18 protein-coding genes are annotated in these 23,301 nt (G+C 38.0%); 6 read left to right on the top strand and 12 right to left on the bottom strand.

What is annotated here, in order from left to right:
• Positions 1–78: 78 nt before the first annotated feature.
• The 11 genes from ACWPWK_RS18520 to ydiJ form a co-directional block, all read right to left on the bottom strand.
• A complete protein-coding gene (locus ACWPWK_RS18520) occupies positions 79–600 on the bottom strand; it encodes a hypothetical protein (RefSeq protein ID WP_109372424.1) in 522 nt (173 codons plus the stop codon).
• Positions 601–706: 106 nt separating this feature from the next.
• On the bottom strand, positions 707–1,624 hold the full coding sequence (locus tag ACWPWK_RS18515) for a L,D-transpeptidase family protein (RefSeq protein ID WP_109372425.1): 918 nt from the start codon (positions 1,622–1,624) through the stop codon (positions 707–709).
• Between the two features lie 117 nt (positions 1,625–1,741).
• The gene (gene sufE / locus ACWPWK_RS18510; RefSeq protein ID WP_109372426.1) at positions 1,742–2,170 is read right to left on the bottom strand and encodes a cysteine desulfuration protein SufE; all 429 of its coding nucleotides are present in this window, start codon (positions 2,168–2,170) and stop codon (positions 1,742–1,744) included.
• A 21-nt stretch (positions 2,171–2,191) separates the two neighbouring features.
• Entirely contained in the window at positions 2,192–3,430 is a 1,239-nt protein-coding gene (gene sufS / locus ACWPWK_RS18505; RefSeq protein WP_167392476.1) for a cysteine desulfurase SufS, read from the bottom strand.
• An 11-nt stretch (positions 3,431–3,441) separates the two neighbouring features.
• Positions 3,442–4,749, bottom strand: coding sequence for a Fe-S cluster assembly protein SufD (gene sufD / locus ACWPWK_RS18500; RefSeq protein WP_109372428.1), 1,308 nt, complete (start codon positions 4,747–4,749; stop codon positions 3,442–3,444).
• Positions 4,724–5,470, bottom strand: coding sequence for a Fe-S cluster assembly ATPase SufC (gene sufC / locus ACWPWK_RS18495; RefSeq protein WP_023582353.1), 747 nt, complete (start codon positions 5,468–5,470; stop codon positions 4,724–4,726). Before sufC ends, sufD begins: the two co-directional genes overlap by 26 nt.
• Positions 5,471–5,514: 44 nt before the next feature.
• Complete coding sequence (gene sufB / locus ACWPWK_RS18490; RefSeq protein ID WP_109372429.1) at positions 5,515–7,017, bottom strand: Fe-S cluster assembly protein SufB; 1,503 nt, start codon at positions 7,015–7,017, stop codon at positions 5,515–5,517.
• A 17-nt stretch (positions 7,018–7,034) separates the two neighbouring features.
• A complete protein-coding gene (gene sufA, locus ACWPWK_RS18485; RefSeq protein WP_036913225.1) occupies positions 7,035–7,403 on the bottom strand; it encodes a Fe-S cluster assembly scaffold SufA in 369 nt (122 codons plus the stop codon).
• A gap of 418 nt (positions 7,404–7,821) precedes the next feature.
• Positions 7,822–8,442 carry a hypothetical protein gene (locus ACWPWK_RS18480; RefSeq protein WP_454209230.1) on the bottom strand — a complete coding sequence of 207 codons (621 nt, stop codon included), beginning with the start codon at positions 8,440–8,442 and terminating at the stop codon, positions 7,822–7,824.
• 174 nt (positions 8,443–8,616) lie between these two features.
• A complete protein-coding gene (gene menI, locus ACWPWK_RS18475; RefSeq protein WP_109372431.1) occupies positions 8,617–9,030 on the bottom strand; it encodes a 1,4-dihydroxy-2-naphthoyl-CoA hydrolase in 414 nt (137 codons plus the stop codon).
• Positions 9,027–12,083 (bottom strand): D-2-hydroxyglutarate dehydrogenase YdiJ, encoded by a 3,057-nt coding sequence (gene ydiJ / locus ACWPWK_RS18470; RefSeq protein WP_109372432.1) that lies wholly within the window; start codon positions 12,081–12,083, stop codon positions 9,027–9,029. Before ydiJ ends, menI begins: the two co-directional genes overlap by 4 nt.
• Before the next feature lie 216 nt (positions 12,084–12,299).
• Here ydiJ and ydiK point away from each other — a divergent pair, with 216 nt between their 5' ends.
• Positions 12,300–13,412, top strand: coding sequence for an AI-2E family transporter YdiK (gene ydiK, locus ACWPWK_RS18465; RefSeq protein WP_109372433.1), 1,113 nt, complete (start codon positions 12,300–12,302; stop codon positions 13,410–13,412).
• Positions 13,413–13,867: 455 nt separating this feature from the next.
• Here the strand turns inward: ydiK and ppsA are convergent, their stop codons facing one another.
• Entirely contained in the window at positions 13,868–16,240 is a 2,373-nt protein-coding gene (ppsA, locus tag ACWPWK_RS18460; protein WP_109372434.1) for a phosphoenolpyruvate synthase, read from the bottom strand.
• A 218-nt stretch (positions 16,241–16,458) separates the two neighbouring features.
• Between ppsA and ppsR the strand changes: the two genes are divergently transcribed.
• From ppsR to ACWPWK_RS18435, 5 genes are all read left to right on the top strand, one after another.
• A complete protein-coding gene (gene ppsR / locus ACWPWK_RS18455; protein WP_109372435.1) occupies positions 16,459–17,325 on the top strand; it encodes a posphoenolpyruvate synthetase regulatory kinase/phosphorylase PpsR in 867 nt (288 codons plus the stop codon).
• 121 nt (positions 17,326–17,446) lie between these two features.
• On the top strand, positions 17,447–18,496 hold the full coding sequence (locus ACWPWK_RS18450; RefSeq protein WP_109372436.1) for a 3-deoxy-7-phosphoheptulonate synthase: 1,050 nt from the start codon (positions 17,447–17,449) through the stop codon (positions 18,494–18,496).
• A gap of 260 nt (positions 18,497–18,756) precedes the next feature.
• A complete protein-coding gene (gene hemP, locus ACWPWK_RS18445) occupies positions 18,757–18,939 on the top strand; it encodes a hemin uptake protein HemP (protein ID WP_109372437.1) in 183 nt (60 codons plus the stop codon).
• 81 nt (positions 18,940–19,020) lie between these two features.
• Positions 19,021–21,195, top strand: a complete 2,175-nt coding sequence (locus ACWPWK_RS18440) for a TonB-dependent receptor domain-containing protein (protein ID WP_109372438.1) — start codon at positions 19,021–19,023, stop codon at positions 21,193–21,195.
• A 71-nt stretch (positions 21,196–21,266) separates the two neighbouring features.
• The gene (locus tag ACWPWK_RS18435; RefSeq protein ID WP_109372439.1) at positions 21,267–23,294 is read left to right on the top strand and encodes a TonB-dependent hemoglobin/transferrin/lactoferrin family receptor; all 2,028 of its coding nucleotides are present in this window, start codon (positions 21,267–21,269) and stop codon (positions 23,292–23,294) included.
• Positions 23,295–23,301: the final 7 nt, after the last annotated feature.

Here is a 23,301-nt window from a genome sequence, read left to right as displayed (position 1 = left end):
GATAGGCTGAAAACAGCTTTAGGTAAGCATTAATCACAAAGCCCTAACATTGTTAGGGCTTTGGTTTTTATAAGGTTATTAATTGTTAAGTGTGTCGATACCAAGGGTTTTTATACGCTCATTTAAATTAAGATTCGTTGCTAGGTATGAGTTATATCTGATGTTTTTATCTGTTTGAGTAGATATCTGACTGAATGTATCCTTAATTTTATCAACATTTTTTTGTTGAGATATCGTCAGTACAAAATATTCCATGCCACTGACTTTTTTTAATTCATTCTCTAGAATATTAAATAACTCTGTCACTGACTTTGAATACTTTGAGTAAGATACTCTTGAGCTAACCAGATCAGGCAAAGTTTCTATTTCAATTAACTCATATTCTCTGCATCCCTCTTTAGGAATGACTCGTTGAAGAAGCTCCTCGCACATTAATTGAATATTTTCACTTTTTAGCTTTTTATCCCCAATTAAAAACGTTTTACAGCTATTTCTCGCCTGAGATAACTTATTAAATAGCAAACCAGAATTATCCGCCATGCTAGGCGTGATAGTGTTATTTCTCTTTATCAGATTTTCATTATTAACTGCAACTCTCACTAAATTTCCTTATTATCAGTAAAATAATATGACTTATAGTAAGGTATCTTTAACGCTATTGATTTTATAAAGAGGTCTTTTGCTATTTATAAAATATCATCCAAACTTAGTAGGCTGTAACCTCTACAGGAATACCAGAACGACGAATAAGCTCTGCATCGACTTTATTTTTATCGACTTTGCCACTTTCATACCAAGTATTAAATTGCTTCGTGAATGTAAGAGGCATGGTTTGTGGATCGTCATTTTCATTACGTGATAATGGCTGATGAACTTCAATAAACTGTCTACCATCCGCAGTTTCAGTAAATTTAATCGGCTTATTGATAACCTGAACACGGCTACCTTTAGGCACTACGTTAAATAACGTCTCAATATCATTGGGTCTTAAACGAATACAGCCTGAACTCACTCTTAATCCAATACCAAAATCTGCATTTGTACCGTGAATTAAATATTCGCCACGACTATGAGCCAATCTTAATGCATAAGCTCCCATTGGATTTTCAGGGCCAGCAGGAACGACCGCAGGGAGCGAGATCCCTTTTGCTGCATAGTTTTTACGAATATTTGCTGTCGGAGTCCATGTAGGATCTTTAATCAACTGAGAAATGGACGTCACCATTTCAGGCGTTTCTCGTCCTAATTGACCAATGCCGATAGGATAAACATCAACGGTGCTACCCTCTTTCGGGTAATAATAAAGACGCAATTCGGCAAGATTGATGACAATACCTTTATGTACCGTATCAGGCAAAATCATCTGCAATGGAATATTTAATGTTTTACCTGCATCAGGTAAAAGCGGATCAATACCAGGATTTGCTTCCATCATATTAAGCAATCCCACTTGATATTCAGACGCAATAGCTTCTAGTGAACGCTTATCATCCGGCACGATATACGAAACATTCTCGCCGATAATACGCTGACCATCAGTGGGTAACAGGTATTCTGTCGCATAAGATAAGTGGCTGTTCATCCCTAACAGCGATACTCCCAATAGGGTTAACCATTTATTCATCATTTATCCCGTGTGTTAGAAATAAAATAAACTGACTATTATGATGATAACATTATCATTGTTATGCCATTCATATAATAAGTCAGTTTAGAACATTAATGTGGGATTAGGTAACATTTATGCTACAGCGTATTCTGAAAAACGCTTAATCAGTGTCGTGACCATCGCATGCAAGCCTTGAGTTCGAGAAGGTGTTAAGTGGCTTTCTAGCGCTAGTGATGAAAAATACTGTTTTACATCTGTGGCTAATGCTTGTTCGAGCGTCTTCCCCTGAAATAAGATAATTACCAAGGCAACAAGGCCTTTGACAATACCTGCATCGCTATCACCAGCGAGAATGAGTTGCTTATTCTCATTAAGAGCAACAGCGATCCACACTTGACTTTGGCAACCCTCAATAAAATTAGCTGAAGTGCGTTGTTCATCTGTTAATGGTGGAAGGCGCTCGCCCAACTCCATCATATAGAGATAACGTTGTTCCCAATCCTGACAACGAGAGAAATTGCGTAATAATTTTGCTTCATCTGGCAAATTGGCCACTGCCATGAATAACCTCTTTTTTAATCTTTAACCTAATAACATTTCAACACGTAATAGCGCATTAACCAACGCATCGATATCATTTTTATTGGTATATAAACCAAGAGATGCACGACACATTGCAGGAACTTGGTAATAATCCATAATTGGCATTGCACAATGATGCCCTGTACGAATCGCAATACCATAATTATCAAGAAATGCCCCAACATCATAAGCATGGTGTTTACCTAAATTAAACGCTATCACACCTTGTCGAGAATCATTGCCATAAAGCGTTAAAGATTTTACTTTTTGCAACTGCTCTTGGGCATACTTCATTATACTATTTTCATACTCAGCAATATTATTCATACCTAACTGTGAAAGATAATCTAATGCAGCACCTAAGCCAATCATTCCCATTATATTAGGTGTTCCCGCTTCAAAGCGCCAAGGTGCATCTGCGTAGGTAATATCACCATTAATATGAACATGTTTTATCATTGCGCCACCGCCTTCCCAAGGCGGTAATTCATCCAGTATCGCTTTTTTACCATACAGCAAACCAATGCCAGTAGGTCCATAAAGTTTATGGCCGCTACAAACAAAAAAGTCACAATCAAGTTGTGAAACATTAATTGTTTGATGCATGGCACTTTGCGCCCCATCAACCAATATATGTAACTCCCCTCCTTGATCAATAGCATATTGGCGAGCATCACGAATAATTTGAGCGATAGGATTCACTGTGCCCAATACATTTGATTGGTGCGTAAGGCTGAATAATTTAGTTCGTTCGTCGATTAAGCGAGGTAATTGAGCTAAATCGAGCGTGCCGTCTTGTAATAGCGGTAACACACGAACATTAAAACCATACTGTTTTGCCAACATATACCAAGGAACAATATTTGCATGATGTTCCATTTCTGTGATGATGATATTGTCACCATCATTCAAAAATCGTTGGCTATAAACATTCGCAATTAAGTTAATGCCTTCGGTTGTTCCTTTAACAAAAACAATCTCGTCTTCGCTATTGGCACCTAAAAAATCACTGGCTTTTTTACGGACATTTTCAACTAAGGTTGTCGCATTTGCACTCAAGGTATGAATGCCGCGGTGAACCGCGGCATATTGTGTTAAGGCAAATTGTTTTTCATGTTCAATGACGCAAGCCGGTTTTTGAGCACTTGCGGCACTGTCGAGATAAACCAGAGGTTTTCCTTTCACTTGCTGTGAAAGAATTGGAAAATCATCTCGCGCTTTTTCAATGGAGTGCGTCATAATGCCCTATTTTATACCTCTAATAAGCGCTGATTAATTCTGTCTAATACATGCGCCTTGATCACACTATTTTCTAGCGATTCAGTTAATTCAGCCGCAAATGCATGGATGATCATTTTACGGGCGTTACTTAAAGAAATACCGCGTGAACGCAAATAAAATAGTTGCTCATCATCAATTCGCCCCACAGTGGCTCCATGACTACATTTCACATCATCAGCATAGATTTCAAGCTGTGGTTTAGTATCGATTTGCGCTTTCTCACCCAGCAACAGATTATTATTAGTCATTTGACCATCTGTTTTTAAGGCTTGAGGTGTCACCGTGATCATACCGTTAAATACAGCTTTCCCCGCATCCATCGCAATACTTTTATGCAGTTGACGACTCTGGCAATTTTTCTCACTATGAACCAGCCATGTACGGGTGTCCGCTATTTCGCCTGCTTTAGGTAATACAACGCTATTCATTGAAAGCTCTGTATTTTCACCTTTTAGTGCCGAACTCGTGTGATGACGACTAAGTTTAGCGCCTAATAAGAAAGCATAACTATTGACACGAGCATCACGACCTATTGTCAGATCGTTATGAGCAAAATGCTGACTTACGCCATTCTCAAAACTTAATTTGATATGGTTAAAAAAGGCATTATCACCAATCGCTGCGGTTAATCTTGCCCCTGTAAAATGACGGTTTTCGTTGTCACTGCTAATATAGTGCTCTACCACTTGCATCTGAGTATTTGCACCAACATCAAGGTGAAAACGATAATTTGCACTATTTACCTCTGCGCTTTGATCACCTTGAGTAATATTGAGGATATAAAGTGGTTTATCCGCAATAACACCCGTTTTCAGGGTAATCAACAAAGGATGTGGCGCTAAGCTTTCAACTAAATGCAGGAAAATTTCACCATTTACCGCTTTAGGTAATTCACTTTGATTATCAAGTAACGTCACTTGATAAGGACCAAAATCTTTACTGCTTTCTGTCGGTGAGAATGAGCCATTCACCATTACAATACGATAGCAATCAAAAGATAAAGCTTGTTTAGCTATTAAGCTTTGCACATCAAAAGGCGGCAATTGTTGATAACTTTGGCTTAACGTTTCTTCTAATGGCGTATAGTGCCAATCTTCATGACGATAAGCGGGAAAGCCTATTTTTTCAACTTGTAACCAGTGATTACGTGCATTCAGATTTTCGTCACCTTTACGTTGATGATATAACGTTGAAAACGTTTTTAATGCTTGTTGATTACGCAGTTCAACTTGGCGCTGTTTTTCACGCTTTTCATTGAGGGTCAATAAGCCAGCCATAACCTTGTTCCTCCAATTTTTGCGCCAATGAAAAATCACCAGATTTAATGATTTTTCCCTGATAAAGCACATGTACAAAATCAGGTTTAATATAGTCAAGAATGCGTTGGTAATGTGTTACAACAATAAAAGCACGTTTACCATCACGTAAGCTATTAACACCATTAGAAACGATTTTTAATGCGTCGATATCAAGTCCTGAGTCTGTTTCATCTAAAATACATAATTCAGGCTCTAACGCAGCCATTTGCAAAATATCGTTACGTTTTTTTTCACCACCAGAAAATCCCACGTTAACTGAGCGTGTTAACAAATCTTGTGGCATATCTAGCAATTTAATTTTATCTTCAATAAAATCTTCAAAATCAAAGCGATCTAATGGCTCTTGACCACGATATTCTCTCACTGCATTTACAGAAGATTGTAAGAAAAATTGATTGCTGACACCGGGTATTTCAACAGGATATTGAAATGCCATAAAGATGCCTTCACCTGCGCGATCTTCTGGTTCTAATTCCAATAAATCTTTATTTTTAAAGGTGATTGAACCTTCATCGACTTCATATTCATCACGACCAGCAAGTGTTGCTGATAAGGTACTTTTACCCGAGCCATTTGGCCCCATAATCGCGTGAACTTCACCTGCACGAACCTGCAAATCTAATCCTTTTAGGATCTCGTTGCCTTCAACACTGACATGTAAATTTTTAATCTCTAACATAATATATGCCTTCGGTATCTTTATACTCAGAATTTGGTTAATAGTTAACCGACGCTATGTTCTAAGCTGATTGCTAATAATTTTTGTGCTTCCACAGCAAATTCCAGCGGTAATTCTGAGAACACATCTTTACAAAACCCGTTTACAATCATTGAGATTGCATCATCTTCGCTTAATCCACGCTGACGACAATAGAACAACTGATCCTCACCAATACGTGACGTTGTCGCTTCGTGTTCAAGCTGTGCTGAGTTGTTCATTACTTCAACATAAGGGAAAGTATGCGCACCGCACTGCGTACCAATTAACATGGAATCACATTGGGTAAAGTTACGGGCATTTTGCGCACTAGGGAGTACTTTTACGAGTCCACGGTAACTGTTTTGGCTTTTACCTGCAGAAATACCTTTAGAGATAATGGTTGATTTGGTATTTTTGCCGATATGGATCATCTTAGTGCCCGTATCTGCTTGTTGATTGCCATTGGTTAAGGCAACAGAGAAAAATTCAGCGCTTGAATTATCCCCTTTTAAAATCACACTTGGATATTTCCATGTGATCGCAGAACCGGTTTCTGATTGCGTCCATGACATTTTGGCGTTTTCGCCTTCGCAAATAGCACGTTTAGTCACAAAATTAAGAATGCCGCCTTCACTATCGCCACCAGAGAACCAGTTTTGCACAGTAGAGTATTTTACTTCGGCATCTTTATGGATAATAACTTCAACCACAGCGGCATGAAGCTGATAGCTATCACGAACAGGTGCTGAACAACCTTCGATATAACTGACGTAACTACCTTCATCAGCAACCAAAATAGTTCGTTCAAATTGACCTGTTTGAGCCGCATTAATACGAAAATAAGTCGATAATTCCATTGGGCAACGAACCCCTTTTGGAATATAGACAAAAGTACCATCAGATGCGACCGCAGCGTTTAATGCAGCAAAGTAGTTATCATGGCTTGATACAACGGTGCCTAAATATTGGCGCACTAAATCAGGATATTCTTGAATAGCTTCGCTAAATGAACAGAAAATAATGCCATGTTCAGCAAGCTCTTCACGATATGTTGTTGAAACGGAAACAGAATCAAAAATAGCATCAACAGCAACGGCTTGCCCTTCTCTTACAGGTACACCGAGTTGGTTAAAAGCATCTTCAACTTCTTTGGTTAAATAATCTTGCGTGGCTTGTTTATCACTCATAACAGCTTCATTCGAGCCACCAGCACAACTGCCATTAGCACAACATGAACTACAAGATGGCGCTGAATAATAGCTATAATCTTGATAATTAAGCGATGGATAATCTGCTTTTAGCCAATGAGGCTCTTCCATTTCTAACCAATGGCGATAAGCATCTAAACGAAATTCCAGCATCCACTCTGGTTCGTTTCTTTTTGCCGATATTGCACGTACAACCGCTTCGTTTAATCCTTTTTCTAAGGTATCGGTTGAGATATCGGTATAAAAACCTTCTTTATAGTGGTGATCGCTTAGCCATCCCTGAACTTCATCACCAATTTCAACATTGCTCTGAGACATAATCTGACTTCACTATGTTATACCCCGAAGCTCTCACCACATCCGCAGACGTTTTGAGCTTTAGGATTATTAAATTTAAACATTTGATTAAGTCCTTCACGAACATAATCAACAACCAACCCATCGATAAATGGCATTGCTTTTAATGAGACAAAGAGTTTTGCTCCATTATGTTCATAAACAAGATCATCATCATTTGGGGCAGTAGCGAGTTCAATAACATAACCATACCCTGTACAACCAGAGGGTTTAATACTTAAGGAAAGCCCTTGTTTTTCTGGGTTTTTCTCAACTAAATGGCAGATATGCTTTGCTGCATTATCCGTTAATACAATGCCTTGCCAAGCTGTGTCATTAAGAGAAAAAGTTTCAACGTTGTTTGTCATTTCTGACCTCATTTCGAAAGGAGATTGATATCTTTCCTGACACTAATGGTAATGATAACCCTTATCACTTCAACCATGTCTTTTGAAAGGATATTCTATAAATGTGTATTTTTTGTTCTATTTTTGGGGTTACCTTGTTAACAATTAATGTTAACGCAATGTAATATAACACTTTTCTGCTCTTTCATTACAAAAAATAAAACTTTTAATTTTTCTTATATTTCGCACAATACGCACATAAGTTGCAATACAAATACACTTTATATGTTATCACTGAAATTTAGAGAAAAAAGCATAAAAATGTATTTTTACATTACAGCCTATTAGCTCTGTTTACATTCACTTTTATGCTTATTATGAAGGATAAGATAGCACCACTTATGCGATGACCTCTTATTGGATTGTGTGCTCTTTGAACTTATTTACTGATAGTGATGGTTTGAATATATTTGTTTGTACATTCAAGGATTTGACTGTTTTTTTGTTTGTTCGATTGGCTATTGAAGTTGCTAATCAATTGTAGTTGCCATACTCGGTTCGTTTTAAGATCAGCCGCTAAAACACCTTCATAGCTCACATTCTCTTTTGCGTATTTCCCTTCAAAAAAGACATGTCGGCTTTCCACATTTGGGATAGTTAATGGTTTTATCAATGTGGATATTTCATTCATACCATCTATTACCGCAATATTATCAACTATGCCTTGTGCTCCCGCATCCACATCGTAACTCATTGCATCAATCATTTTAAAATAAACCAGACGAACTTCTGTCAAATCACAAATAGGCTCTGATTTATAAACCATCATTTCTGTTGTGACGTCCTGAATATTATCTGGTAATGATTTAAAATAATTTTCAGTATCTTCTCTGCTCATTGTAAATGAAGTGGGATAAGCCATATTAAAGCCAGAAACAGTTTGTACTGGAATATTACTTATATCATTACTCGTTTCAGAGGTAGAATTATTATCGCATCCGCTGATAAATAAACCTGCAATTAATAATACTGTAGTGTTGAATTTATAAATAGTTAACATTATTGATCGTCTTATCTTTTATTATGAAGATAATGATTATCATTAAAAATAAAATCTAAATAAAGAAATAATTCTATTTTCTCTCTCTATTTTTATTCTTTTTGACATTATCTATAAACATAAAAAAACGCACAAAGCGAGTATTTCACTTTGTGCATATGTCTTTTTTATTCTTTAAGAAATAACAGATGTTGTTAATCTAGAAATACACACTTGACGACCTTCATCATCAAATATTTCTATTGACCAAACTTGGTGTGAGCGCCCTAAATGAATAGGTTTGCATACACCTCTTACCTTACCGTCTCTAGCAGAACGAATGTGGTTAGCGTTAATTTCTAAACCCACAATTTTCTGTTCGCCTTCAGTACAAAGATAACCCGCAACAGAGCCCAATGTTTCAGCTAAAACAACAGAAGCACCACCATGCAAAAGCCCCAAAGGCTGCTTAGTACGATGATCAACCGGCATTGTTCCTTCAAGATAATCATCACCAAGGCAGGTCAATTCAATACCTAGATGACTCATCATATTATTTTGCCCAATATGATTAAGATGCTCAAGTGTCGTTTCACGTTTCCATATCATGGCATAATCTCCAAAAGTGCCTGTAGTGGGTGTTTTAGCTCAATATTATCAATACGTTTCACTTGACTACGACAAGAGTAACCGGTGCTTAAACAACGCATTGTTGGTAACGTTTTTAATGCATTACCCCATGAGAGTTGATAAATGCCCAACGAGTTTTCATAATTATTTAGTTCATGTCCATAAGTACCTGCCATTCCACAACATCCAGTGCTCACAAATTCGAGTTGCTGCCCATAACGTTGGAAAATAACCTGCCACTGTTTCATACTTTGTGGTAGTGCCGTCACTTCTGTACAGTGCCCAAAAAGATACCATTTTTCAGCATCATCGCGAACTGCTATTGGCTCAGATACCAATTTACTTAGCCATTCATGAACAAGTTGAACATTAAAATCCCCACGTTTATCACCCAGTATTTCACGATATTCATCACGATAACAAAGCACTAATGCAGGATCGACTCCCACCATAGGGATACCTAATTTTGCAACACGATTAAGCATGGTTGAGGTTTTTTGCGCCGTTTTACTAAATTGCTGTAAAAAACCTTTAATATGCTGTGCTTTACCGTTAGGTGAGAATGGCAATAAAACAGGCTTAAATCCAATTTTTTCAATCAGTTTGATAAAATCAGCGACGACTTTCGCATCGTAATAACTGGTGAAAGGATCTTGAACCACCAGCACATGATGACTACGTTGCTTTTCAGATAACCGCTCTAAGTCTTCTAACGTCATATCTAACGCTTTATGCCCAGCCAATTGCTGTTTTAATGTCGGTGATGACAATAAAGGTAAATCGACCATACCAATAGCGTGTTTACTTAACGATTGCACCAACGGTTGTTTCATAAAAAAGTTAAAGAATCCCGGTGCTTTTGCCATAATCGGCGTAGTTAACTCAACATTAGCGACAATATGATCTTTTAACGGACGTAAATAGCGCTGGTGATAAAGCTCAGTAAACTTAGAACGAAACGATGGCACATCAATTTTAATCGGACATTGCGTTGAACAAGCTTTACAAGCCAAACAACCGTTCATTGCTGCTTTAACTTCATGAGAAAAGTCATATTCGCCACGTTTGGCTTTCCAAGTATTACGTGTTTTCTCAATTAAACCTCTTAAGCTAGGTTTATTATTTTCAAGGCTAGATTCAAGTTGTTTTGGGCTAACGCCTTGCTCTGTTAATAAGCGTAGCCACTCTCTTACAAGTGCAGCTCGTCCTTTGGGTGAATGGATGCGTTGTCCGCTGATTTTCATTGAAGGACACATGGGGCTTTTGGCATCAAAGTTAAAGCAAAGTCCATTACCATTACAATCTAATGCACCTTTGAAATCTTGACGCACAGATAAAGGAATTGTGCGATCAAAAGTACCTCGTTTGATAGTATCAACCTGCTTCATAGGTTCATCGACCTCTAATGGAGGGCATATTTTCCCAGGATTCAGTCTATTTCGAGGATCGAACACCGTTTTGATTTGACGCAGTTCATGATAGAGCGTTTCACCGAAAAATTCGGGGCTGTATTGCGCTCTAAAGCCTTTTCCATGTTCACCCCAGAGTAACCCACCATATTTGGCTGTTAACATGACAATGTCATCTGAGATGGATTTCATCAATAATTCTTGTTGTGGATCACACATATCAAGCGCAGGTCTTACGTGCAATACGCCTGCGTCAACATGTCCAAACATGCCATAATTGAGCTGATGGCTATCAAGTAATGCTCTAAATTCTGTAATATAATCAGCAAGATGCTCTGGTGGCACACAGGTATCTTCTACAAAAGGAATTGGCTTTGCTTGCCCTTTTGCATTACCTAATAAACCAACCGCTTTTTTACGCATGGCATAAATACGGTTTATATCTGCCAGATCTTCACAGACTTGATAACCGATAACACCACCCTGACCTTCTTTCATTAATAAATCTAAGCGTTGGCATAATGATGCGACTTGTGAAGCGATAAGATTTTCATCATCACCCGCAAATTCAACAATATTAAGGCCTTGCATATCTTTATCAGGGATATCAGTGATCAACTCTTTAACGGAGTGCCACACAATATCTTCACGAGCGAGATTTAATACTTTGGAATCAACAGTTTCAACAGAAAGTGCATTCGCTTTAACTAAGAAAGGTGCATTACGTAATGCTGAGTCAAAAGAATCGTATTTTACATTGACTAGACTGCGCTGTTTAGGAATTGGCGTGATATCCAGCGTTGCCTCAGTAATAAACGCAAGTGTTCCTTCTGAGCCTGTTAAAATTCGTGTTAAATCAAATCTTTTCATGTCATCACTAAAGACATGACGTAAATCATACCCAGTTAAAAAGCGATTTAATTTAGGAAATTTTTCAAGAATAAGCTTTCGCTGCTCTTTGCAACGAGATAAAACGGTACGATAAACTTTACCGATTGCAGAGCTCTCTTGGGCAATATTTTCTGCTAACGCGGTATCCATAGCCCGCGTTTCAAGCAGTTCACCACCTAATAAAACCGCTCTAACACCGAGAACGTGATCAGAGGTTTTACCATAAACCATTGAACCTTGCCCTGATGCATCAGTATTTATCATTCCGCCTAATGTGGCGCGGTTACTGGTAGATAGCTCAGGTGCAAAAAAGAAGCCATACGGTTTTAAAAAGAGGTTTAATTCATCTTTAATGACACCAGCTTCCACTTTTACCCAACGTTCTTCTGGGTTTATCTCGATAATACGTTTCATATAGCGAGATAAATCAACAACAATGCCATCTGTTAAAGCCTGTCCATTAGTCCCTGTTCCTCCTCCTCTTGGAGTCAGAGAAAGAGAATGAAATCGAGGCTCATCAACTAAGCGAGCAATAATAGTTACATCGGCTGTTGAGCGAGGAAAAACAACCGCCTGTGGCAATAACTGGTAAATACTATTATCTGTTGCCATAGTGAGTCTGTCAGCGTAACTGCTGGAGACATCACCGGTAAAACCGTTTTTTCGAAGGGTATCAAGAAATTCTGTTGTGAGTTCACTGACTTGCGGTGCTTGCGATATACGTGGGATCATTTGTTATAGCTCTTTAATCTAATAGTCCACATTGCTTAATTTTAGATGTTGAAATGTATGCTAAGAGGTACTTTGCCTCATTTTGTACTTTCAGACCGATACCTGTTCACCTTATCATACAATTCTGGCAAATTGCGTAGTGATATAAACAACGTGATATTTGCAATGTTTATTCATCTGCTTCTAGCATTTTTATTCGTGTAGGGATTTAAAACCATGGAAAAACCGCAGATCCATACAGATATACCCAAAGTTTTATTCACTGTTCTTTTTATTTCTTTTTTTATTATTGCCAGTTTTTGGATACTAAATCCCTTTATTGTGGGTTTTATTTGGGCTGGAATGATTGTTGTAGCAACGTGGCCTTTACTTCTTATTATTGAAAAACGGGTAAAATATCGTTGGCTATCAACCATGATAATGATGATTTTGATATTACTGATCTTCGTTATCCCTATTATCTTATTAATTAGTAGCGTCATTGATAATAGTGCCCCCTTAATTGAATTAGCGAAATCACCGTCGAATATTCAGCCACCGCAATTATTATGGCTTAACGATATCCCTATGATAGGGAGTAAGCTTTATGATACATGGCACTCTATTCTTGTCTCAGGGGGTAATGCGTTAATCTCAAAAATCCAGCCTTATGTTGGGCAAGCTGCAAACTGGTTTTTTGCTCAAGCCTTAAATATTGGTCGATTTGCCCTACATTTGGGGGTGATGTTGTTATTTTCTGGCTTACTGTTTTTACAAGGTGAAAATGTCGTATCTTGGTTGCGTCATTTTGCTATTCGCTTAGCAGGCCAACGCGGTGATGCCGCAATCTTACTTGCATCTATGTCTATTCGCGCCGTTGCATTAGGTGTGGTTTTAACTGCCTTAATTCAGGCTATTGTTGGTGGTATCGGCCTTGCTGTATCTGGCGTACCTTATGCTACGGTATTAACCGTCCTTATGTTTATTTGCTGCCTTGCTCAATTAGGTCCTTTATTAGTATTGATCCCTTCAATTTTATGGCTATTTTGGACGGGTGATACCACTTGGGGCATTGTCATGGTGATTTGGGGTGGTGCTGTTGCAACAATGGATGGTGTATTACGACCTTATTTAATCAAGATGGGTGCCGATTTGCCTATGGTATTAATTCTCACAGGCGTTATTGGTGGGATTTTAACATTAGGTATGATTGGTTTATTTATTGGTCCTGTTGTTCTCGCTGTTGCACATAGTTTATTAAATGCATGGATTAATGAAGTACCAAAACCTAATCCTGATTTAACTGAAACAGTAGAATTTATGAATAAAAACTTTATCGAAAAAGAATAAATAATAATGGAGCATGTAAGTGTAGCTACTTACATGCTCTAAAAATAACAGAGCAAAGTTTAATAAAGATTATCAATTTAGGAATAAATCATTATATTTCTATATTAAAACTTACATCTTGAAACAAATTACATTTTTTTAAACCTGTTTGTTGCCAGCAAGTTATATTCAATTTTAAATAAACCAATATTCTTTTTATTGAGATAATTCTTAGAGCATAATTAACGCATTTCTCTTAATATAAATATCAACGAAACAAATGTTTCATCGAATTAATAATTTCGCCGTTCATATTAATAGATTAATTGGCGGGATTAAAGAATATAAAATATTGCTGTGTGTAGTCTTTGCCTGTCAGCCCATGATAGGCTTTTTTTTTGCCTATTATTTAATAATTGTATAAAAAAAGCTCACGTAATATTGTGAGCTTTTTATTTATAACGATGATATTAATTCTATTGTGCTAATTTTACCCAAGTTTTAATTACGGTATCTGGGTTTAACGATAAACTATCAATTCCCTCTTCCATTAGCCATTGTGCGAAATCTTCATGATCAGAAGGTCCTTGACCACAAATACCCACATATTTTCCATTACGTTTTGCGGCTTGGATTGCCATTGATAATAAGGCTTTCACTGCATCATTGCGTTCATCAAACAGTGCAGAAACCACACCAGAATCGCGGTCAAGACCTAATGTTAATTGGGTCATGTCGTTAGAGCCGATAGAAAAACCATCAAAGTGTTCTAAGAATTTATCCGCTAATAAGGCATTTGATGGAATTTCACACATCATAATGACTTTTAAGCCGTTCTCACCTCGTTTCAAACCGTTTGCCGCTAATTCGTCAATCACCTCTTCAGCTTGGCGTACAGTACGAACAAATGGGATCATGACTTCAACATTTTCTAAGCCCATATCATTACGAACACGTTTTACTGCTTCACACTCAAGGGAGAAGCAGCGACGGAAATCGTCAGAAACATAACGACCCGCACCACGGAATCCTAGCATTGGGTTCTCTTCATCTGGCTCATAACGATCGCCTCCTACTAAGTTGGCATATTCGTTAGATTTAAAGTCAGATAAACGAACAATAACGCGTTTAGGCCAGAATGCCGCTGCTAATGTTGCAATCCCTTCCGTTAGTTTACTGATGTAATACTCAACTGGAGAGTCATAGCCCGCCATCATTTCATTGATTTCGGCTTTCAGTGCTTCAGTTTGGTCGTCATACTCTAATAATGCACGAGGATGCACACCAATCATGCGGTTAATAATAAATTCTAAACGCGCAAGACCGACACCATCATTTGGTAGGCCCGCAAAATCGAATGCACGATCAGGATTGCCGACGTTCATCATAATTTTGAGCCCTAATTCAGGCATATTATCGATTGCGGAGCTTTGAATAGAAAAATTCAGTTTGCCATCGTAAACAAATCCTGTGTCACCTTCAGCACAAGAAACGGTTACAACTTGTCCTTCAGCAATACATTCTGTTGCATCACCACAACCTACAACAGCTGGAATACCCAATTCACGGGCAATAATTGCAGCGTGACATGTTCTACCACCACGGTTAGTTACAATCGCAGAGGCTTTTTTCATGATAGGTTCCCAATCTGGGTCTGTCATGTCAGTAACCAGCACATCACCCGCTTCAATTCTATCCATCTCACTTAAGTTATGAATAACTTTAACGGCACCTGTACCAATACGATGACCAATAGCACGACCTTCAATAATAACAGAGCCACTTTCATTTAACTGATAGCGCTCCATAACTTGTTGGTTAGAACGAACTGTTTCTGGACGTGCCTGAACAATGTATAAACGACCATTATGTCCATCTTTAGCCCATTCGATATCCATTGGACGACCATAGTGACGTTCAATCAATACAGCTTGTTTAGCCAGCTCTTGAACTTCATGATCAGTCAAAGAGAAACGATTGCGCAGTGACTCTGGTGTATCTTCGATACGAACTTGTTTACCATGTTCAACACTATCCGCGTAAACCATTTGGATCTTTTTAGAGCCAAGATTACGACGAACAATAGAAGGTAAACCTTTTGCTAAAGTTGGCTTGTGTACATAGAACTCATCTGGGTTAACAGCACCCTGTACTACCATTTCACCTAAACCATAAGCTGATGTAATAAAGACAACTTGATCAAAGCCAGATTCAGTATCGATAGTAAACATCACACCTGAAGAAGCAAGATCAGAACGCACCATACGTTGAACACCCGCAGATAATGCAACACCACGATGATCGTAACCTTGGTGAACACGATAAGAGATTGCTCGATCGTTAAATAACGAGGCAAATACATGTTTGATTGCAACGAGTATGGCATCAATACCTTGAACGTTTAAAAACGTCTCTTGTTGACCTGCAAAAGAAGCATCAGGCATATCTTCTGCAGTCGCAGATGAACGAACGGCAAATGAAGCTTCAGATTCACCTTCACTTAATGTGAGATAAGCATCGCGAATATCTTTTTCAAACTGAGGCGTAAAAGGTGTATCAATTACCCACTGGCGAATTTGATTTCCTGCTTGAGCCAGTTGATTAACATCATCAACATCAACGCTATCAAGCAATTCATAAATACGCTGATTGATACCGCTCTGTTCCAGAAAATCATTAAACGCTTGCGCTGTGGTAGCAAACCCATTAGGAACAGAAACACCCAGTTCCGCTAGGTTTGTGATCATTTCACCGAGGGAAGCATTTTTCCCACCAACACGATCAACGTCATTCATACCTAATTGGTTATACCAAAGCACATTGCACGGGGTGAGGCTATTGCTGGACATTGAGAACAATCCTTTTTTAAACAATTATGAGAGAGAGAAAAAAAGAAAAACCCGCTGTCAAAACGACAACTGAAATAAGCGTATCACAATGTGATGCTGAATATAGAAAGGTGAATCGATCAACCAGAAAACTTTATTTTTTTATCCTTTATAATCACTAAAAATGCTTTAGATAATATTGTTTGATTTGCTAATTCAGCTAAAAAAAGGTGAGCGTTATGATATTAAGCTTGAATTCTATTAATTGTGATAATAATGAACCCATTGATAGAACAGTCTTTTTTATCTCTGATGGTACAGCGATTACGGCTGAGGTATTAGGCCATGCGGTACTTTCTCAATTTCCATTAAAAATGAAAAGTTATACACTACCTTTTGTTTCTACTGTGGAAAGAGCTGAAGAAATAAAACAAAAAATCTCTGAAATTTATAAAAAGAGTGGCGCTAAGCCCCTTGTTTTTTATTCTATTATCAGCCCTGAAGTTAAACAGATAATAAATAGCAGTGAAGGTTTTTGTCAGGATATTGTGCAATCTCTCGTAATACCACTTGAAAAAGAAGTAGGGATCCAGGCATCGCCAAAATTAAATAAAACTCATGGACTGACTGAAAAAAATCTTAGTAAATACGATGCTCGTATTGCCGCCATCGAATACACTCTTTCCCATGATGATGGCATATCATTACGTAATCTCGATCAAGCACAAGTGATCTTAATTGGTGTTTCTCGTTGCGGGAAAACACCCACCAGCCTCTATTTAGCAATGCAATTTGGTATTCAAGCAGCTAACTATCCATTTACTGCGGATGATATGGATTTCCTAAAACTCCCCGCAGAACTAAAAGAATATCAGCATAAATTATTTGGCTTAACCATTGCGCCAGAACGTCTTGCCGCTATTCGTGGTGAACGCCGCGAAAATAGCCGTTATGCCTCTATTCGTCAATGCAGAATTGAATTGTCCGAAGTAGAAGCGCTTTTTAGAAAAAACAATATCCCTTATCTCAACACCACGAATTATTCTGTTGAAGAAATTTCAACCAAGGTAATTGATTCTATGGGATTAGCAAGAAGAATGTTTTAACCCTTTATGGCGACTTTTTTATTCGTTTTTCTCTGTGAACGCTGTTGAAATTAGCTGAATTTCGTTTATTGTGATCTTAATCACTGGGTAGACTTACCCTGTATATTTATTGAGATGAATTATGTTAAAGACAGACGAACTACGGACTAAGGCTTTAGACAGTCTGGTAACACCAGAAACCTTAGCAAAAGAGTTCCCCATTTCTGATGAGATAATCCAAAATATCACATCAGCACGTAAACGCATTGAAGCGATCCTTACCGGAGAAGACAAGCGACTATTAGTGATTGTAGGGCCTTGCTCTATTCATGATCCTAAAGCTGCCAAAGAGTACGCCACTAAGCTTAATCAGCTAAAAGAACGTTATCATGACCGCTTAGAAATCGTCATGAGAACCTACTTTGAAAAGCCACGTACGGTCATTGGCTGGAAAGGTTTAATCTCTGATCCTTACCTCGATAACTCTTGTAACGTCAACGAAGGTATTCGCCTTGCAAGAAAGCTATTAATTGAAATAAATGCGTTAGGTTTACCCACTGCAACTGAATTTCTCGATATGGTCACAGGCCAATATATTGCAGATTTAATTAGTTGGGGTGCCATTGGTGCTAGAACGACTGAAAGCCAAGTTCATCGTGAAATGGCTTCCGCGCTTTCTTGCCCTGTTGGCTTTAAAAATGGCACTGATGGTAATACCCGTATTGCGATTGACGCTATTCGTGCTTCTCGTGTTGGTCACACCTTCTTATCGCCAGATAAAAATGGTCGTATGACAATTTACCAAACCAGTGGTAATCCGTATGGTCATATTATTCTGCGCGGAGGTAAAAAACCTAATTATCACGCAAGCGATATCGCTGACGCGGTTGATGCACTAAAACAAGTGGATTTACCAGAGCATCTTATTATCGATTTTAGCCATGGCAACTGTGAAAAAATTCATCGTCGTCAATTAGAAGTAGCCAGAAATGTTGGTCAACAAATTAAAGATGGCTCACAAGCGATTGTTGGCGTGATGGCTGAAAGCTTTTTACAAGAAGGCTCCCAAAAAGTTGTGCAAAATAAACCTCTTAATTATGGGCAATCAATCACTGATCCTTGTTTAAGCTGGAATGACACAGAACAACTTCTTGAGTTATTAGCACAAGCCGTTGAGAGCCGATTTCAATAGTCTTTTTTTTAAGGGGATATCCTTATCCCCTTTTATCTTTTATATTCATTATGTTCCTCCTGATTTTCCCTCTTCCTGACTTTATATTCAGGTAAAATATCAGCCTATTTTATTCCATTGTTTTAAATTTCATCACCTACCTCTTTATTACTCACAATATGACTTAAATTTACTTATTTACGTTAAAAAAAGCTTGTCTAAACACTTTTGTTAACGATAATGATTATCATAATGATAACGCTTATTACTCTTAGTGTATTATGAATAAAAAAGCTAATAATTTGGATAGTTCTTTAACTAAGCAGAATTCTCATTCTTCAATAATTCAATCGATTAATAGTATTGAGTTATTAGGTAAAGATGGCATGGTTTACATTCAACATAACGGAGAGTTGTACCAACTACGCCAAACTAAAGCAGGAAAACTTATCCTGACTAAATAATCTTTTTTGACAATAACGTGCAAGCCACCTATCAACTCAGCTAGGCAGCCAGCTAAATAACTCCATATACAAGGACTTTTTATGGATATTTATGGTATGTGTATGCTGAAAAAACATTTCAAATATTCAGGTATAGCAACAGCACTTTGTCTGTTGTATTCCCCTATTGCCTCTGCACACCCTGAAAATACAGGAACGGACTCTCTTACTGTTATTGGCTATAACGACGATCGATCCTCAGACTTTCACTCTGTTATTGATACTTCTTCGGCTAAAACACAAACCGCATCAACTACTGGTGAAATATTAAAAGATGTTGCTGGTGTGACGTTATCAGGAACGGGTATCACGAATGGCTCGAATATTTTGATGCGAGGATACGACCAAAAAGGTATCAAGATCCTCGTTGATGGAATTCATCAACCACTAGAGAACACCATAAATAATTTAGGTGGTATCTTTCTTGATCCCTCTTTAATTAGACGTGTTGATGTAAAACATGGCTCCGCATCCACTTTGCATGGTGCAGGTGCTATGGGAGGAGTTGTCGCGTTTAATACTCTTGATCCTCGTTCCATATTAGGTACGGATAAAAAATTAGGCGCAAAACTATTTAGCTCAGTTTCATCAGCAGATCGCCATTTTTCTTATGGTGGCATTATTGCAGCAAGACACGATATTGTAGAAGGTTTATTTGCGTATAGCCAACGTCAACGTGGTCCTATTCGTCTTGCTAATGGTGATAAATTAGAAAATCACGAGCATATTAAAAATTTCTTTGTAAAAGCTTATTTTTATCCAACTGAAAATCAAACGCTTATTATTTCAGCTCGCCATTATGATAATTCAGGTGAACAACGAGAAGTTTTGCATCGAATGGGCGGATTTGGCAAGAATGAAAGTAACCAGATGCAGCGCGACACTCAGCAAAAAAATTATGCGCTCACTCACCACTATGTTTCTGATACAAACTCATGGTTAGATTTAACCACTTATCTTTACTATTCACAGTTTGATATTAACCAAACTTTTTTAACGGATACTAAATTAACAACGTCAGATTTAAAAAAAAATATCCAAGGTAAAATAGGTAAATACGAAGCACGTACACAATCGACTTACGGGCTTAAATTTGAAGATAATGCCAGTATCAATTGGTTTGACACATTCAATCAATCTGTGATTATTGGTACAGAAGCTTATCAGCAGAAAATGCAATCAAATGAAGAAGCAAAAAACTTTCCTTTAGCGAAAAGGAATTATATCGCAGGTTGGTTGCAAAGTTCTCTCAGTACACCATCACTCCCTCTCACACTCACAACGGGTATACGTTATCACTATTACAAAAATATACCTGGTGAAGGGCTTGATCCTTTCTTCAGTAAATTTTCGGCTAAAACATTACAAGCAGAAAAACATACATCGAGTTATCGAGGAACAACTGAAAATATCACGTTAACATTCACACCAACACGTTGGTTACAACTTTATTCTACCTATTCAACTGCGTTTCGCGCGTCAACTTTAAATGAAATGTTTAATGATTCATTCCATTTTAAAGCGGGTTTTTTTAATGCGCATTGGGTGCCTAATCCAAACTTAAAACCTGAAAGAAATAGCACTTGGGAATATGGCGCTGATTTCTCATTTAAACAGCTTTTATCACAACAAGATAAACTCATTTTAAAAGCCGCTTATTTTGATACTAAATCAAAAGATTACATTACTTATGGTCCTTGGCATTCAAGTTCATTTGCGGGAAAATTAAATCTCCAAGCATTTAATATTCCCAACGCAATGATTGAAGGTATTGATCTTAGTCTGCGTTATTCACACCCATTAATTTCTCTAGGTTTAAGTTATAACCGTACTCATACCCTTGAGTTAACCACACATGAAACCATTTCGCCTGTTCGCCCTGAAATACTGACGACCTTTATTCAACTTCCTGTTACTAAAACCCCATTCTCATTAGGGTGGTCAGGAAAATTCGCTGGTACTACCGCGAATAAAGGCACACATCGAGGACAAGCGCCTCATGTAAAAGGCAAAACTACAAATCGAATGCAAGAACTTATTACCCAATATCCGGGCTATGGTATTCACGATTTTTCAATTAGTTATCAATCTCAAAACAATAAAGATATTCAAGCCGCGTTAGTGCTCGCCAATGCGTTTAATCGAGAACATTTCTCGGCATTAGGTGTGCCACAAGAAGGTCGAAATATCAAAATGTCCATCAGTTATCGCTGGTAGATGAGGAGCAATAATTTACATAACAAAGGGCTGTATTTTAACAGCCCATTAAATAACGGAGATCCATCTGCATGTCTCAGTCATCCCTATTGATTAAATTCAGTTTGCTGGCAATTGCAGTTTCTTCTGCTTGTGTATCTGCACAAGAGAAGACGCAAACTAATGAGAAGAAAAAAACAGAAGTGCTTACAGTTTATGCGACGGGTAATGAGCGTGATAGCTTTACATTACCGATGATGTCAACAGTTATAAAAAATAACAATGCGTTGTCAGAAACAGCAGGAAGTGCTTCTGAATTACTTCGCCATGTGCCTGGCATTTCAATTTCAGGCGCAGGTCGTACTAATGGTGAAACCATCAGTATGCGAGGATACAGTAAAAATGGAATACTGACACTTGTAGATGGCGTTCGCCAAGGAACAGACACCGGTCATATCGACAGTATTTTTGTTGATCCTCTGCTTATAAAACAAGTTGAAGTGATTCGTGGTCCTTCTGCTCTGTTATATGGTAGCGGCGCCCTTGGTGGTGTTATCGCTTACGATACGGTTGATGCAAGCGACTTGCTTTCAAACAATCAACAAGGCGGTGTTCGAGTTACTGGTCTTGGTAATACCGCCCAGCATAGTCAAGGTTTGGGTGTTACGGCTTTTGGCCGACACGATAATCTTGATGGACTCGTTGCATTCTCAGCCCGTGATAAAGGTGATACCCGTTATGGTGGTGGTTATCGCGCTCAAAATGACGAAACCATTATTAATCTCCTTTCTAAAGGACGCTGGTTAATTGATGATAACAACACATTAAGTGGACAATTCCGCTATTACCATAACAATACAAATCAACCTAAAAATCCTCAAGTTTCCTCAAATCCTACACTTGCTAATGTAGAAACTGATCGCACCACGACACAAAAAGATGTTCAGTTAACCTATCAATTTGATCCTTCAGATTCACAATGGATTAATTTGAAAACACAGGCTTATTACAGTGAAGTTGATATCAATGCCAAAACGGTACAAAAAGGATTTGAAGGTCGAGAGCAAAAAACCTATGGCGTAAAACTCGAAAACCGCTCACAAGTGGGTACGTACAGCTTTGCATCACATGGATTGACTTATGGTGGCGAGGTTTATAAACAAAAACAATCACCAAGCCAAAATGCAGAAAGCTTCCCACAAGCCGATATCCGTTTTATGTCCGGTTGGGTACAAGATGAAGTCACTTTACGTGATTTACCTGTCTCCCTAATTTTAGGAACACGTTTTGACAAATATAAGAGCCAAAACGATCGTTATGATGACATTACTGCGGATAAATGGTCATCAAAAGGGGCAATCAGTATCACACCAACTGACTGGTCAATGCTGTATACCTCTTACTCACAAGCATTTAGAGCGCCAACTTTAGGTGAGATGTATAACGATGCAAAACATTTTGATGCACCTTTCCCTGGCGCGCCAACAAACTATTGGCGTCCAAACCCTAATTTAAAGCCTGAAACCAATTCAACTACTGAATATGGGTTAGGTTTTCAATTCGACGACTTATTATCTAATAATGATAATCTGAAAATTAAAGCTGCCCATTTCAATACTCGCGCAAAAGATTATATTGATGCAGATGTTGCTATTTTTCAGGGATATACACAGTCAACAAATATTCCAAGAGCAACTATTTGGGGATGGGATGTTTCGATGAGCTATCAATCAAAATTCTTTAATTGGGATTTAGCTTATAACCATACCAAAGGAAAAGATAATGCGACAAATGCCTCAATTACCTCAATTGAGCCAGATACATTAACCAGTCGCTTTGATGTTCCTGTACCAAGTACCGATTTTTCTGTGGGTTGGGTCGGTCAATTTACCAAAAAAACGGACTTTACCAAGCATGACCGTTTTAATCGCCCAACCAATCGCCAACAAGCAGGTTATGGCGTTAATGATTTCTACCTTCGTTATGAAGGTAATGCCTCATTAAAAGGATTAACAACCTCATTTGTACTGGGTAACGCATTTGATAAAACGTATTACTCTTCTGCAGGTATTCCTCAAGAAGGACGAAATGCAAAAGTACTTGTGAGTTATCAGTGGTAATTAACAA

It is taken from the genome of Proteus sp. Marseille-Q3619 (assembly GCF_965283115.1).
The sequence above is the reverse complement of the archived record's forward strand: the minus strand, read 5'-3'. Positions and strand labels throughout refer to the sequence as shown.